Here is a 15,205-nt window from a genome sequence, read left to right as displayed (position 1 = left end):
TCCGGTCCTGATCCTGGGTCCCTCACTGGGTACCACCTGGCACATGTCGTAGAAGGCGTCTCTGGGCGTCCAGCTGGTCCAGGGCGGGCGCGTAAGTCCAGGTCGGGGCTCTGTGGCGCGCGCACATCCACGGGGCTCGTGACACCGACGTGACAGAAGGTGTGCAGCGGAGCCCGCGTACGGTGACGGTATGGGGGAGCGTCTTGACATCGGTATCTGGGCGAATGACGGACCGGCTGGACGCTGCGCTTGGGCAACCTGACGGTGCGTAGGGTGATCAGAAGTCGCAGCCCAGCAGGGCGAGAGGGCGACGTTCGAGCTGCGCGAAACGAACCTTTTCGCGCAGCCAGGCCGCAACATCACCTTGCCGTTCGAGCAGGAGAACGAGTTCCCGGAGTTCCCCCAGGACGATCACTCGCTGGTTCAGTGCGCGTTCGCTTTCTTCGATGGCCGGCCCGGTGAAGCCAGATGCAGAGATGAACAGGGCGCGGACTTCCGAGCGCCCGTACACCCGCACCAGGTGGCGGCTCATCGCGTTGATCTCGACAGGCTCACCCCACCACTTGATCTCCACGAGGTATGCGGATCCGTCGACTTCGAGGGCGTCGTCGATCTGTTCAACGGGATGCCCCTCCTCGCTACGGAGCGTAAAGGATTTCTGATCAAGATGCCTTCGGTCTCGAACAGGTCGTTGAGCACGCCTTCCAGGGCGGTGCCTCGCTTTCTCAGGTCGTCCTCGTCGAACAGGTCGTTGAGTCGGTCTCGGAGTGCTTGAAAACCTTGCCTTCCGTCGAGCAAGCCGCTCAAGCTCGCTTGTGCGTGCTTTGATACGAGCGGCCCGCTCTTCATCATGTGCTTGGCTCATCCGCGTGAATGAGTCCTTGACGTTCACGAGTTGTCGCACGTTTGCCTGCAGGCCCTGGGCCGGGAGACGGTCGTCCGGCCACGGTGTGGAGAAGTCTCGAATTCGATCGTTCGTTTGATGATTTCCCTGCGAACACCCAAGCCTGCGTCGCCCTGTTCATTGATCTGGCTCAGGACGACACGAACGATCTTGCACTTGCCGACTGCTGACTTGTCCGGTCAGGACGGATTGGTGCTCGTGCTGACGGCTCCGTTGTACTCGGGCTCACCGCCTTCGAGTACGCGGATGAGCGAGGCGGTGACGACGCGGGCGGCGTGGCCGATCAGCAGCTGAATCTTCATCCACCCAGTCCATCGAGTAGGACAGGGAATTCCGATCTTGCGTAGTCCTCGGCTCCCGCGCCGATATCCGTGCGCCGGAAAAAGTCCCAGGCTGTCCGGCGCACGGACTTGAGGGTCCGTCACGGCAAGATGGACTTCAGCCGCCACGCCTGCATGCGGTCGAGCGTGGCGGTGCCGCCTTCGGCGAAGGCGGCGACACCTGTGCTGGAGGGGTCGGGGAAGACCTGGTCGGTGAGGGTGACCTGTTCGCCGCGCGTGTTCTGGGCGTAGACCTCGACGGAGGAGGCGTCGACGAGGACGCGCAGGCTCAGCCGGCCGCCGTGGAGATCGAGGGGAGCGCGCTGGACGCCGGTGAAGGTCGGGTCGAAGTCGGTGGCGCCGGAGGCGGTGCGGTCGATGTAGACCTCGCCGGTGGCGGTGTCGTAGCCGATGCGGGTGCGCTGCCCGTTGCCGGTGCGGACGTCCAGGCCGGAGCGGTCGGCGGTGCCCGGGGTGAGATCGGCCTGAAGGTCCAGGGTGCTGCCGTGCACCGCGAGCGGGGTGGTGGTGTTCGTGACGCGCGTGCTGGGCACCTTGGTGCCGGTGCCGCGCAGCGTGGTCAGTGCACCGACCGGCTGCTGGATCAGCTGGACCTTGCCGTTCACGGTCTTCAGGGAGAGCTGGCGGGGGAAGGAGTCGGCGCTGCGCCACGGGGTGGTGGGGATGGCCTGCCCGTAGTTCCAGTTGTTCATCCAGGCGATCATGATGCGGCGGCCGCCGGGTGCGTCGTTCCACGTGTTGGCGGCGTAGAAGTCCGCGCCGTAGTCGAGCCAGTGAGCGCGCTGGGTGGTGTTCAGGGCCGGCTTGTCGGCGGTGGTGAACTGGTCGGCGAGGACGTGTCCCCAGCCGCCGGAGTTGGCGTCCACGATCTGGATCTGGACCTTTTTGCCCTTGTAGGCGGTGGTGTTGAAGGAGGCCCAGTCGAGGTTCTCGGAGTCGGCGCCGGTGGCGTTCTGCACGACCTTGCCGTCGACCAGCAGGTTGACGCCGGTCTCGATGGAGGGCGGCTTCGCCTGGGTGTCGGAGAGGACGACCTGGTCGAGGTTGAGGTGGCCCCAGCCGCCCGTGTTGTCGTCCACGACCTTGATCTGGGCCTGCTTGCCCTGCAGGTCGGACAGGTCCCAGGAAGACCAGTTCAGGGCCTCGCCGTTGGATCCGGTGGCGGAGCGCACGACCTTGCCGTCCACGATGAGCTCGACCGCGGTGGGGGCGTCGGAGCCGTCCGGGTGGTAGCCGCCTCCGACGAGGAAGTCCAGGTACTTCTTGTCGATGGTGAACGTCGGGGAGGTGAGGGTGCCGGTGGAGGCATCGCCGTTCAGGAAGGTGTTGACCAGGCCGTTGCCGAGGTAGCCGGATACCTGCTGCTGGCCCGGGAGGGCGCCCTGGGCCGGTCCGGTGCCGAAGGCGTCGCCGGTGGTGGTCCAGTCGCCGATGGGGCTGGTGTAGGTGCTGCCCTCGAAGTCGGCGAGGGTTTCGCCGGTGGGTGCCGGCTGGTCGCCCAGGACGGTGCCGGGTTGGTACGGGTGGTTGCCGCCGCCGACCTTGAAGTTGATGTAGTTGCCGGTCACCGTGAATTCGGGCGAGGTCAGAGTGCCGGTGGAGGCATCACCGCCGTGGAAGCTGTTGGCGAAAGCCTTGCCCTCGATGCCCGTGATCTGTGACTGCCAGTCCACCGCCCCGGTCGCCGGCGCGCTGCCGAAGGCGTCACCGGTGGCCCTCCAGTCGCCGAACGAGCCGGACTCGAAGTCCTGCGTGACGGTGCCGCTCGGCGGGGTGTAGCTGCCGTCGTCGTCGGAGGTGAACTTCTTGCCGTTGAAGTCGCCGACGAAGTACTGGGCGCCGGAACCGCCCGCGATGCCGCCGGGGTTGAGGTTGACGGCCAGTACCCACTTGGTCTTCTTCGCGTCGCCGTCGACCGGGAGCGGGAACAGGTCCGGGCACTCCCACACCCCGCCGGTGGCGCCGGCCGGGCCGAAGTCGCTCTGGTGGGTCCAGTGCTTGAGGTCGGCCGAGCTATAGAAGGAGATCTTGTGCTGGTCGGCGAGGGAGACCGCCATCAGCCAGCGCTGTGTGGGGGCGTACCAGAAGACCTTGGGGTCGCGGAAGTTGTTCGAGCCGATGTCGAGCACCGGGTTGTCGTCGTACTTGGTCCAGGTGGTGCCGCCGTCGGTGCTGTAGGCGAGGGCCTGCTGCTGCTTGCCGGAGGCTTTCTGCGCGCTGGTGTAGACGGCGACGAGCGGAGGGTTCTTCTTCGTCCCGAAGCCGGTGGTGTTGTTCCTGTCCAGCACCACGCTGCCGGAGAAGATCATCTCCTGGTCGTCCTGGGGGATGGCCAACGGGAGCTGCTTCCAGTGCACGAGGTCGGTGCTGACCGCGTGGCCCCAGGACATGTTGCCCCAGGTGTTGCCGGACGGGTTGTACTGGAAGAACAGGTGGTACTTGCCCTTGTAGTAGATGAGGCCGTTGGGGTCGTTCATCCAGTTCTGGGCCGGGGTGAAGTGGAACTGGGGGCGGTACTGCTCGTGGTAGAGGCCGGTGTCGGCCATGGCGGGGGAGGTGGCGACCAGGCCGAGCCCGGACAGGACGGCCAGTGCGGCCAGGAGTCTGCGGCGCGGACGAACGGTTCTGGACATGGCGCTCCTTGCAGGCGTGCGGGCTTCGGCTCAGCCGTAGGGGACTCACGGGTGACGCTTGACGCGTGTCGGGTGCGGGCGGCGGCTTGGCCGTGGCCTCGTCCAAGGCCACGGGTGAGCCCGGCTGTGGGGGCAGCACGGCACCGGCGGCTCCAGCCAGGGGCTGGGGCTGGAAACGTTTCGCCGAACGTACGGGCAACGTGTCGCCGAAGTCCAGACCCTGTGCGGGAAAACTCCCGAATGCGAGGATGAGGGCGGCTGCACGGTGCCATTGATCCCCGGGAGAAATCGTTGTCCAGCGAGCAGAGCGACACAGGTCGGCGAGCGGCGACCATGCGTGACGTCGCGACCATGGCCGGGGTCGGCATCGCCACCGTCTCGCGGGTCGTCAACGGCAAGCCCGTCACCCCTGACCTGGCGCAACGGGTGACGCGCGCCGCCGAGCAGCTCGGCTACCGCCAGGATCTGACGGCCAGCAGCCTGCGCCGGGCCGACCGCCGCACACAGACCCTCGGCCTGGTCCTGGAGGACGCGGCCAACCCCTTCTCGGCCGCGTTGCACCGCGCGGTGGAGGACGCTGCCGCCGAGCGCGGCATGCTGCTCCTGGCCGGGTCCACCGACGAGGACCCGGTCCGGGAACGCGGCCTGCTGAAGACCTTCACCGCCCGCCGGGTCGACGGCCTCATCGTGGTGCCCACCGGGCAGGACGGCGCCGACCTCGACACGGCCCGCCGCGCCGGCACACCCGTCGTCTGCGTGGACCGCCGCACCACAGCGCTGCAGGTGGACACCGTGACGGTGGACAACCGCGAGGGTGTGCGGGCGGCGGTGAAGAGGCTGCACGAGGCAGGGCACCAGCGCGTCGCCTTCCTCGGGGACCTCCGCTCGATCTGGACCGCCGAAGAGCGTTACGCCGGGTTCGTGGAGGGGCTCGCCGCGGTGGGATGCGTTCTGCATCCCTCTCTCGTGAGGCGCGACCTGCACGGCGCGGACGCCGCCCAGGAGGCCACCCGCGAACTCCTGGCGCTCGCCCATGCGCCCACGGCACTGATCTCCGGCCAGAACCTCCTGACCATCGGGGCCCGCATGGCCCTGCAGGAGCGTCAGCTGCAGCGCCGCGTCGCGCTGGTCGGCTTCGACGACCTCCCCCTCGCCGACCTGCTCGAACCGGGCATCTCGGTGATTGCCCAGGATCACTCCGCCATCGGCCGGCAGGCCGCGAACCTGCTGTTCGACCGGCTCGACGGCGCGGGCGGGGCCGCCCGTCACCGGGTGCTGCCCACCCGCTACCTCGCTCGCGGCTCCGGTGAACTCCCCGCTCCCGGGCGCTGACGACTTCCCCGTGAACGAGTCGTTTCCAATGTGTTGACGGGGCGAGCCCCTCGGTGCTTCACTGCCGGAACCGGTACCGAAACCGGTTCCGGAACCGCTGCCGGTACCGGTTCCGTCGATCTCTGTACGATCGGCCCTTCGGTGCGGGAGAACGTCTTCCGCCTCTGCGTCGAGTGAGAGGAGGTGGCATGGGAGTCACCATCGCCGACGTGGCCTCACGGGCCGGCGTCAGCAAGACGACGGTCTCGCGAGTGCTGAACGGCAAAGGCGAGATCAACGAGAACACCGTCCTGAAGGTCCGCAAGGCGATATCGGAGCTGGGCTATGTGCCGAGCGCCGGAGCGGTCGGACTCGCACGCGGCACCACACAGATGATCGGCATGCTGGTCCCGGACATGGCCTGGGCCTGGGCCGGCATCGTGCAGGCGGTCGTCGAAACGCTGGAGACAGAGGGCTTCGGACTACGCATGCTGACCTGGAACCGCGGTGAGGAGTCACTGCGCAGGCTCGGCCTGCAGGTCGCCGCCAAGTCGTTCGACGGTCTGCTGGTGATAGAGCCCGAGGGCGCCATGGGGTACATCACGGAACTGCACGAAGCGGGCCTGCCGGTCGTGCTGATCGACGATCGCTTCCAGCGGCCGGGATTCCCCTACGTGGCCACCACCAATCGGGAGGGGGGTGCGCAGGCGGCGCGGCACCTGCTGGAGATCGGGCGCCGTCGTCCCCTGGTGATCACCGGTCCCGAGGCGTTCGGCTGTACCCGTGAACGGCTGGACGGCTTCGTCGATGTCTACGCCGAAGCCGGGATCGAGATCGGCCAACGCAGTATCATCCCCGGTGACTTCGACTTCGAACGCTGCCGTAGCGCGGTGGCGCGCGCTCGCGCGGACGGCGTGGAGTTCGACTCGGTCTTCGCGCACAACGACCCCTCGGCGGCCGGAGTGCTGGCCGCACTGCACGAGGCCGGTCTGTGGGTTCCACAGGATGTCGCCGTGGTGGGCTTCGACGACCTCGAGATGGCGTCGTACACCTACCCGGCACTGACGACCATCCGCCAGCCGATGCGGGAGATGGGTGAGGCGGCGGCGCGGCTGCTGCTGGATCACGTGCGCGGATCGCCGAAGGCCGCCCCCTCGTGCATCGTCCCCACCAGCCTCGTGGTCCGTGGCTCGACGTCAAAGCCGGGCTTGAACTGACGCTGCGTCATCCAGATGTGTCCGGCGTCGGCGTCTCACCAACCGTCCGTCTCCGCCGCTCCTGCCCAGCCCCGCAGGCGGGGACGGACCCCATCCGCCCAATGAACCGTCCTACCGGCCCTCGGGCAGGGCGGTAGGTCGGCCAGCTCTACCTGAAGCCGCTCCACGCAGCGGCCCCGACCGGCCTGTTCGCCTGTCGGCCGACTTCATCACCCGCCACGCGGAACCGTGTTCACGCGTCACCACCGAGGTGCGGTTTCCCTCGGCGGGCTTCCTGATCCGGCACACGAACGGTACGCCGGGCACACCCCGCCCGGACGCTGCCCACTCCGGGTCGGACGTTACAGCCGCGACCCGCGGCTGACGGCCGATGCCGCTGCAGACGAACTCACCTCTCGGGCCGGCCCATCCGGGTGACTGCCCGCTTCCACCTCTTCGCCGCCCCCCTGCGCCCCGTAATCGCTCAACGGCAAGGAGCCGCCCCATGCGTACGTCTACTCGTCACACCGTCAGAACCGCCCAGGTCCTGTGCATCACCATCACCGCGGCCCTGGTGGCCACCGGCTGCGGCCGCAGTGCCGACTCCGGGCCCGGCAAGGACGCACCCGCGAAGATCGGCAGCGGCAAGGCCACGGGCAAGGTCGTCATGTGGTCCATGGGCGACACCGACCCGGCCCTGTTGAGCCTGGCCAAGAAGTTCGAGAAGCAGAACCCCGGCGTCAAGGTCCAGATCACCCCGATTCCCTGGGCCTCCGCCCATGACAAGCTGACCACCGCGATCGCCGGCGGCAACACACCGGACATGTCCGTGGTCGGCTCAACGTGGATGGCCGAGATGGCCTCCATGAACGCCTTCCAGGCCACCCCGACGACGTTCAAGTCGTCGAACTTCTACGCCGGCCAGTGGGACACCACCAAGTACAAGAACACCGCCTATGGTGTCCCGTTCGTCGCCGACACCTCGGCGGTCTACTACCGGACCGACATCACCGAGAAGGCCGGCATCAAGGGCCCCCTGGCAGGCGACCGTGAGGGATACATCAAGGACCTCAAGGCCATCCAGGCCACCGCCGGCAAGCAGAACCCCAAGCTGCGCTATGCCAGCGGGTGGTTGATCGGCTTCAACTCCTGGCTCTTCTGGGTGCCGATGGTCTGGCAGCAGGGCGGTGACATCTACGACGCCAAGACCAAGAAATTCACCTTCGACACCCCGGAGGTCGCCAAGGCGCTGCAGTACTACGCGAGCGTCCCCCAGCAGCACCTGGCGCCGACCGACAAGGAGGACAACGTCCAGGGCTTCCAGGACGGGCTGCTCGCCGTCTACCAGGAGGCTGCCTGGGCCGGCGGCGCCTTCCACAAGGACTCCCCGAAGCTGGACGGCAAGTGGAAGACCATGCCGGTGCCGTACAGCAAGCAGCCCGCCGGGTTCGCCGGCGGCAGCGACCTGGCGGTGTTCAAGGAAGCCAAGAACCCCGAGGCGGCATGGAAGTTCGCCCAGTTCCTCACCGAGCCCGCCAACCTCGCCGCCTACAGCAAGGCCACCGGCGTACTGCCCCCGTCGCCCGCCGCCTGGTCGGAGGGGAAGCTGAACGAGGACGAGACGAAGAAGGCGTTCGAGGAGCAGCTGAAGTTCAGCAAGGCGCCGCCCGCCATCACGACCTGGCAGCAGATCGCCGACGCCATCGACTCCGAACTGGAGAAGCTGTCCCTCGGCAAGGCCACCGTCGCCCAGGTGCAGCAAGCGCTGCAGTCCAAGGCCACCAGCATCGGCACCGGCCGCTGAGCGCCGGCACGTCCGCGGCCCTCCAGCAGCCTTCTCAGCCTTCTTAGGGACGGATGACATCCATGTCCACGAAAACGCTCCCTGGGCGGGACGACGTCCATGAGCCGATCACCGGGCGGCCGGACGGGAGTGCCGGCCGCCGGCACTCCGGGGTCCGCCGCACGGCGCGGGCGCAGACCCGGGCCGCCTGGATCCTCGGCGCGCCCTTCCTCGCTCTGTTCGCGGCCTTCATGGTGTTGCCCGTGGTCTGGTCGCTGCTGATGAGCATGACCGACACCGAGAGCGCAGACCTGCGTACTCCGCTGAACGTGTCGTTCATCGGCCTCGACAACTACGTACGGCTCTTCGAGGACGAGCAGTTCGTGCACGCGCTGCGCAACACCGGCGTGTTCGTCCTGGTCGGCCTGCCCCTGACCCTGGCCGCCGGGCTCGCCGCGGCGGTCGCCCTCGACCGCGGCATCCGCCGCTTCCGCGCCGTCTTCCGGGTCGGCTTCTACCTGCCGGTGATCACCAGCGTCGTGGCCGTCGCCGTGATCTGGAAGACGCTCCTGGACCCGCGCGCGGGGCTGGTGAACACCGTCCTGGCCTGGTTCGGGATCGACGGCCCGGCCTGGCTGGCGGACACCCGGTTCGCGCTTCCCGTCATGATCCTCATGGCCGTGTGGCGCAACCTCGGCACCGTCATGATCATCATGCTGGCCGGGCTGCAGTCCGTACCCCAGTCCCTGATGGAAGCGGCCGAACTGGACGGTGCCGGGGCCTGGCAGCGGTTCTGGCGGGTCACCTTCCCGCTCCTGCGCCCCGCCCTGCTGCTCACCGCGGTGACCACCGGCATCAACTATCTGCAGTTCTTCGACGAGCCGTTCGTGATGACCAACGGCGGACCGCTGGACTCGACCCTGTCGGCCACGTTGTACAGCTACAACCAGTTCGGCAACGGCAACTACGACATGGCGTCGGCCGCCGGCTACGTCGTCTTCGTCCTCATCGTCGCGCTGACCGTCCTGCAGTTCCGCGTGCTGCGAGACAAGGACTGATGACCATGAGCACCCTCTCCACCCTTCAGACGGCCGGGCCGGACACGGACCGGACCCTGCGGCGCCGCCGCGTCCGGCAGAACTGGGGCAACCCATGGCTGTATCTGCCGCTCACCGGCTGCCTCCTGCTGATGATCGCGCCGTTCCTGTGGATGCTGTCGGGCTCCTTCAAGCCCGAGGCCGACATCCGCAGACTGCCGCCCGTTCTGATCCCCACCACACCCACGACCGCCAACTACAGCCAGCTGTTCCGCAGCCTCGACTTCACGAGCATGTTCGCGAACTCCGTGATCGTCTCCCTGGCCATCACCGCGGGCAACCTGCTCTTCTGCTCGATGCTCGGCTACGCCCTGGCCAAACTGGACTTCCGCGGCCGGCGCCTCGTGTTCAGCCTGGTCATCGGCACCCTCATGGTCCCCGCCCTGGTCACCTTCGTACCGCTGTACGTGCTGGTGGCCAACATGAAGCTGACCGGTTCGCTGCTCGGTCTGATCCTGCCGTTCCTGGCTGGTCCGTTCGGGGTGTTCCTGATGCGGCAGTTCATCTCCACCCTGCCCGACGAACTCATCGACGCCGCCCGCGTCGACGGCTGCGGTGAGCTGGCCATCTTCTGGCGGATCATCCTTCCTCTGACCAAGCCGGCCCTGGCCACGCTCGGGATCATCGCCTTCCTCGGCTCGTGGAACAGCTTCCTGTGGCCCCTGGTCGTGGCCCAGAACCAGGACCAGTACACGCTGCCGGTCGGACTCGCCCTGGCCAGCAGCGGCCAGTCCTTCACGCGCTACGGCATCCTGCTCGCCGGCGCCGTGGTCGTCCTGCTGCCGGTGATGCTCGTCTTCCTCCGCTTCCAGCGCCAGTTCGTCGCCGGAATCGCCACCACCGGCCTGAAGTGACCTCCGTCGCTCGCCCTCATCAACTCACTGACCTGCAATGACTCATGACTTGGAGACCACCGTGGGACAGCCGGTCCGCGCCGCCGTGTACCTGGATCCGGACGCCTCCGTGGAAGCGAGAACCGAGGACCTGCTGTCCCGGATGACCCTTGCGGAGAAGGTCGGGCAGCTGCTGATGCTCGACGCCCAGCACGGGGACCTCGAGGACATCGTGTCGGCCAAGCTGGCCGGGTCGGTCCTGCATGTGATGCCCGCGCGCATGCCGGAGGCCATGGAACGGGCCCGGCGGACACGGCTCGGCATTCCGCTGCTGACCGCCGACGACTGCATCCACGGCCACTCCTTCTGGCCGGGCGCGACCATCTTCCCCACACAGCTCGGCATGGCCTGCACCTGGGATCCCGCTCTGATCCACCGGGTCGCCCGTGCATCCGCGATCGAGATCGCGACGACCGGGATCCACGGGACGTTCTCCCCGGTGCTGTGCATCACGCGGGACCTGCGCTGGGGCCGGATCAACGAGACGTTCGGCGAAGACCCCTACCTGATAGGCGAGTTGGGAGCCGCGATGGTGCGCGGCTACCAGGGCGAGGGCCTCGCTGACCCGACCGCCGTGCTGGCGTACGCCAAGCACTTCGCGGGCTACTCCGAGACCCTGGGCGGACGCGACGCCAGCGAGGCGGATCTCAGCCCGCGCAAGCTGCGCTCGTGGTTCCTCCCCCCGTTCGAGCGGGCGGCCCGGGCCGGCTGCCGGGCCTTCATGCTGGGCTACCAGTCGATCGACGGGGTGCCCATCACCGCCAACGAATGGCTGATCAACGACGTGCTCAAGGGCGAGTGGGGCTTCACCGGCACGCTGGTGACCGATTGGGACAACGTCGGCCGGATGGTCTACGACCAGCGGACCTGCGCCGACTACGCCGAGGCGGCGGCGGTCGCCGTCAACTCCGGGAACGACCTGATCATGGCAACGCCGGCATTCTTCGAGGGCGCCCAGGAGGCGGTCGCCCACGGCCTGGTCGAGGAGAAGCGGATCGACGACGCGGTACGGCGGGTGCTGCGGCTGAAGTTCGAGCTCGGGCTCTTCGAGGACCCCCGTGCCCCCGACCCCGAGCGGCAGGCGCAGGTGATCGGCTGCCGCGAACACGCCGACCTCAACCTGGAGACCGCCCGACGTTCCCTCGTACTGCTGCGCAACGAGGGGATCCTGCCCCTCGAGGGCGGGCTGACCGCGGACGGAACCGGCCGCGCCACAGGCCGGGGCACGCCACGCACCATCGCGGTCATCGGCCCCAACGCCGACAGCCCGGAGGCCATGCTCGGCGACTGGGCGGGTGCCACCGGCCAGGTGCCGTGGATGCCCGAAGGACATCCACGCGAATTGGTGGAGACGGTGCTGGACGGCCTGCGCGCCGTCGTCCCCGCCGACTGGACCGTCACACACGCCCGCGGAGCCGACATCGAAAGCCCCGCCTTCGATCCCGACCAGTGGATCGCCGGGCCCGACGGCCAGCCGCAGCCGCCCGTGTTCCTCCCCGCCCCGGTCGATGAGGCACAGCTTCGGGAGGCCACCGCCGCTGCCGAGGCCGCGGACTACGCCGTCGTGGTCGTGGGGGACACCATCGCCCTCACGGGCGAGGTGCGCTCCACGGCCACCCTCGACCTCCAGGGAGGCCAGATCGCGCTGCTGGACGCGGTCGCCGCCACCGGCACGCCCATGATCGTCGTACTGCTGCAGTCCAAGCCGAGCACCCTCCCCGACTCGGCACTGAACGCGGCAGCGCTCATCGAGGCGTTCAACCCGGGCATGCGTGGCGGCCGCGCCGTCGCCGAACTCCTTCTCGGGCTCACCGAACCCAGCGGCCGGCTCCCGGTCTCCTTCGCACGCCACGTCGGGCAGCAGCCGGTCTACTACAACCAGGTGCGGGGCCAGCACGGTGACCGCTACGCGGACCTCACCCAGGACCCCCTGTTCGCGTTCGGCGAGGGCCTGAGCTACACCACCGTCACCTACTCCGACCTCACCGTGCACGAGGACGAGGTCTCGGCCGACAGCACCGTCCACGCCACGGTGCGACTCACCAACAGCGGAAACCGTCCGGCCCTGGAGACGGTCCAGGCGTACGTCAGCGACCTGACCACCAGCGTCACTTGGGCCGAGCAGGAGCTGAAGGCGTTCACCCAGGCCGAAGTCCCCCCCGGTGCAACCCTCGCCGTCGATATCAGCGTCCCTGCCGGACACTGCTCACTCGTCACCGCCGACAACCGTCGCGTGGTCGAACCAGGCGCGTTCATGCTCCGCGTCGGCCCCAGCTCACGACGGGAGCAACAGCTCAGCGCGGGATTCCGCATCCGGGCCTGAGGGCCGGCGCCCGGCTGCCCCAGGGGCGGTCCGGCGGGCCCTGCCTGACATACCGAAAGGCACGCGTGTGTCCACTCCACCCCTCGATCCGCACTACCCCGTCGCGCATCTGCGCCCGCCCCGCAACTGGGTCAACGACCCCAACGGGCTGGTCTTCCACGACGGCTACTACCACGTCTCCTACCAGTACAACCCGTACGGCGCGACACACGCGAACCTGCACTGGGGCCACTTCCGCAGTCCCGACCTGCTGAGCTGGGAGCCGTTGCCGATCGCCCTGTCCCCCACGCCCGGCGGCGTGGACGGCGACGGCTGCTTCTCCGGCAACGCCGTCTCCGACGGCGACCGGCTCGTCGCCTTCTACTCCGCGCACCTCGTGGCGCGCTCCCCCCAGCACCAGCCGGTCACCTGCGCCGTCTCCCACGACGGCGGCATGACCTTCCGCCCGCGGGGCGAACTGCTCATACCCGAGCTGCCCGAGGACTGCACCATGTACCGCGACCCGTACGTCTGGCGGGACGTCGACGACTGGCGGATGCTGGTCGGCGCCGCTCTCGCCGACGGCCGCGCCGCCACCCTCCTGTACGACTCACCCGATCTGGAGACCTGGACCTACCGAGGGCCCTTCGTCGCCCGCCACCCGGAGCCCATCGGCGACACCCTTGAGCTCACCGGCGAGGGCTGGGAATGCCCCCAGTACCTCCCGGCAGCCGGCGGACAGGCCGCCCTCATCTTCAGCACCTGGACCGAACCCACTGGCCCGCAGTGCGTCGCGGCCCTGATCGGCGAAGAGCACGACGGCCGTTTCAAGGCCGGCGCACCGGTGTGGGCGGACCACGGCCCGGACTGCTACGCACCCGCCCTACTGCGTGCACCTGGGGGCAAATGGCTGTTGTGGGGCTGGTCCTGGGAAGCCCGCGACCAAGCCTGGGCCGTCGCCGGTGGATGGGCCGGCGTCCTCACGCTGCCCCGTGAGATCCACGTCGGCGCCGACGGCACCCTGCGCCAGCGGCCCGCCACCGAGCTGCTCGCGCTGCGCGGCGAGCGCACCGTGCAGGCCGAGGGAGCGACCCATGGCCCGCAACCGGTGGAACTGGGCAGCGTGGGAAGGGCCTTCGACCTGACAGCCCGTCTGGAGCCGACCGGGACCGCCGGCCTGCGACTGCTCACCACCCCGGACGGATCCGAGTACCTCGACATCCGCCTCGATCCGGACGCGGGCGAACTGGTCGTCGACCGCTACCACGCCTCCCTCGACTCCCGTGCCCACGGCGGCGCCTACCGGATGCCCTGCTCCACCGGACAGCCGGTCGACCTGCGCGTGGTCGTCGACCACTCCATCGCCGAGGTCTTCCTGACCTCTACCGGCCAGGTCCTCACGCTGCGGTTCTACCCGACAGGGCAGGGCCCGTGGCGACTTCAGGTCCGCACCGCACCGGGCACGCGCCTCCGCTACGCGGTCGACGCGTGGGAGCTGCACCCGCTCGTGGTCAAGATGCTGACCGCCGGCGCCGCAGAGCAGTACTGAAGAACAGGTCTGAAGGAGGATCCTCAATGAGCTCGCATGGTTTTGGACGACGTCAGTTCCTCACCACCGCAATCGGCGTCGCCGCAGCCTGGACCCAGGTTTCCGGCAACGCTTCCGCCGCCACCTCGTCGCGTAGTTCGTCCGTGCAGGTCTGGCTGACCGACATATCAGCCAAGAAGTGGGTCGTCGCCCAGAGCGATGTGCTCTTCCGGACGAAGAGCACGGGCAACCCGCTGACGATCAAGGTCGACGACAGCGTCAAGTACCAGAGGATCCAGGGCTTCGGGGCGGCCATGACCGACTCTTCGGCCTGGCTCATCAACAAGCTGCCCACCGCTGACCGGGCGAAGCTGGTACAGAAGCTGTACGACCCCTCGAAGGGCATCAGCCTCAGCCTGATCCGCACGCCGATGGGCGCCACGGACTTCAACGCGTCCGGCGACTACTCCTACGACGACATGCCGGCGGGACAGACGGACCCGACGCTGTCCGACTTCTCGGTCCAGCACGACGAGAAGTACATCATTCCGGTCCTGCGGCAGGCTCTCGCACAGAACCCGTCCGCCAAGATCCTGGCCAACCCATGGAGCCCGCCAGGCTGGATGAAGACCTCGGACTCCATGATCGGCGGCACCCTCAAGAGCGACTACGCTTCCACGCTGGCCGACTACTTCGTGAAGTTCATCAAGGCTTACGACAAGGCCGGTGTGCCCATCTCCTACATCACACCGCAGAACGAGCCCATGGGCACGCCCAGTTGGCCCGGCATGTTCCTGTCCGCCTACCAGGAATCCGCGGTGATCCAGGAGATCGGCCAGGCGTTCGCGGCCAACCGCATCTCCACGAAGATCCTGGCCTGGGACCACAACTGGGATGTGCCCTCGTATCCCGAGACGATCTTCAGCGACCCCGCAGCCTCCCAGTACACTGCCGGCACCGGATGGCACATCTACAGCGGCAACCCGACCTACCAGACTTTGGTCCACAACGACTTTCCGGGCAAGGAAACCTACATCACGGAGGCCAGCGGAGGCGTCTGGCAGAGTGACGACGAGACGGCGTTCAATGACGCCCTCGGCACGTGGATCATCAAGGGCATGCGCAACTGGGCCAACGGCGTGATGCTCTGGAACACCGCCCTCGACCCCAAATTGGGTCCGCTCAACAGCGACACCAACGGCATCCCCATGTGCCGG

Annotated in this window: 11 protein-coding genes; 8 read left to right on the top strand and 3 right to left on the bottom strand. The window is 68.1% G+C overall.

All coding sequences use genetic code 11. The annotated features are described in order from the left end of the window. Positions 1-277 precede the first annotated feature (277 nt). The 3 genes from ABZ646_RS22715 to ABZ646_RS22705 form a co-directional block, all read right to left on the bottom strand. Positions 278-574: a hypothetical protein gene (locus tag ABZ646_RS22715; protein ID WP_358980198.1), complete on the bottom strand. Its 297-nt coding sequence runs from the start codon at positions 572-574 to the stop codon at positions 278-280. Positions 575-1,083: 509 nt separating this feature from the next. Then, positions 1,084-1,206, bottom strand: a complete 123-nt coding sequence (locus ABZ646_RS22710) for a hypothetical protein (protein WP_358980196.1) — start codon at positions 1,204-1,206, stop codon at positions 1,084-1,086. Positions 1,207-1,325: 119 nt separating this feature from the next. Beyond that, entirely contained in the window at positions 1,326-3,878 is a 2,553-nt protein-coding gene (locus ABZ646_RS22705; protein WP_360521733.1) for a GH32 C-terminal domain-containing protein, read from the bottom strand. A 333-nt stretch (positions 3,879-4,211) separates the two neighbouring features. Between ABZ646_RS22705 and ABZ646_RS22700 the strand changes: the two genes are divergently transcribed. From ABZ646_RS22700 to ABZ646_RS22665, 8 genes are all read left to right on the top strand, one after another. Next, complete coding sequence (locus ABZ646_RS22700) at positions 4,212-5,210, top strand: LacI family DNA-binding transcriptional regulator (protein WP_360521730.1); 999 nt, start codon at positions 4,212-4,214, stop codon at positions 5,208-5,210. Positions 5,211-5,383: 173 nt separating this feature from the next. Beyond that, entirely contained in the window at positions 5,384-6,406 is a 1,023-nt protein-coding gene (locus ABZ646_RS22695; RefSeq protein WP_360521727.1) for a LacI family DNA-binding transcriptional regulator, read from the top strand. A 484-nt stretch (positions 6,407-6,890) separates the two neighbouring features. Continuing rightward, positions 6,891-8,189, top strand: coding sequence for an extracellular solute-binding protein (locus tag ABZ646_RS22690; protein WP_360521724.1), 1,299 nt, complete (start codon positions 6,891-6,893; stop codon positions 8,187-8,189). 62 nt (positions 8,190-8,251) lie between these two features. Further along, positions 8,252-9,226 (top strand): sugar ABC transporter permease, encoded by a 975-nt coding sequence (locus tag ABZ646_RS22685; RefSeq protein WP_360521721.1) that lies wholly within the window; start codon positions 8,252-8,254, stop codon positions 9,224-9,226. Between the two features lie 5 nt (positions 9,227-9,231). Next, a complete protein-coding gene (locus tag ABZ646_RS22680; RefSeq protein ID WP_360521717.1) occupies positions 9,232-10,119 on the top strand; it encodes a carbohydrate ABC transporter permease in 888 nt (295 codons plus the stop codon). Between the two features lie 37 nt (positions 10,120-10,156). Further along, entirely contained in the window at positions 10,157-12,481 is a 2,325-nt protein-coding gene (locus tag ABZ646_RS22675; RefSeq protein WP_360521715.1) for a glycoside hydrolase family 3 N-terminal domain-containing protein, read from the top strand. A gap of 67 nt (positions 12,482-12,548) precedes the next feature. After that, positions 12,549-14,009, top strand: a complete 1,461-nt coding sequence (locus ABZ646_RS22670) for a glycoside hydrolase family 32 protein (protein WP_360521712.1) — start codon at positions 12,549-12,551, stop codon at positions 14,007-14,009. Positions 14,010-14,035: 26 nt separating this feature from the next. Further along, positions 14,036-15,205, top strand: a 1,170-nt coding sequence (locus ABZ646_RS22665; protein WP_360521709.1) for a glycoside hydrolase, incomplete at its 3' end; no start/stop codon positions are given.

Source organism: Streptomyces sp. NPDC007162 (genome assembly GCF_040634175.1).
Classification (GTDB): Bacteria; Actinomycetota; Actinomycetes; order Streptomycetales; family Streptomycetaceae; genus Streptomyces.
Note: the sequence above shows the minus strand (reverse complement) of the source record. Positions and strands in the feature narration are given on the sequence as shown.

Excerpts from the sequence above, each read along its gene's own strand:
- ABZ646_RS22700 (WP_360521730.1), top strand. The coding sequence starts at position 4,212 with ATGCGTGACGTCGCGACCATGGCCGGGGTCGGCATCGCCACCGTCTCG.
- ABZ646_RS22685 (WP_360521721.1), top strand. The coding sequence starts at position 8,252 with ATGTCCACGAAAACGCTCCCTGGGCGGGACGACGTCCATGAGCCGATC.
- ABZ646_RS22710 (WP_358980196.1), bottom strand. The coding sequence starts at position 1,206 with ATGAAGATTCAGCTGCTGATCGGCCACGCCGCCCGCGTCGTCACCGCC.
- ABZ646_RS22690 (WP_360521724.1), top strand. The coding sequence starts at position 6,891 with ATGCGTACGTCTACTCGTCACACCGTCAGAACCGCCCAGGTCCTGTGC.
- ABZ646_RS22680 (WP_360521717.1), top strand. The coding sequence starts at position 9,232 with ATGAGCACCCTCTCCACCCTTCAGACGGCCGGGCCGGACACGGACCGG.
- ABZ646_RS22675 (WP_360521715.1), top strand. The coding sequence starts at position 10,157 with ATGACTCATGACTTGGAGACCACCGTGGGACAGCCGGTCCGCGCCGCC.
- ABZ646_RS22705 (WP_360521733.1), bottom strand. The coding sequence starts at position 3,878 with ATGTCCAGAACCGTTCGTCCGCGCCGCAGACTCCTGGCCGCACTGGCC.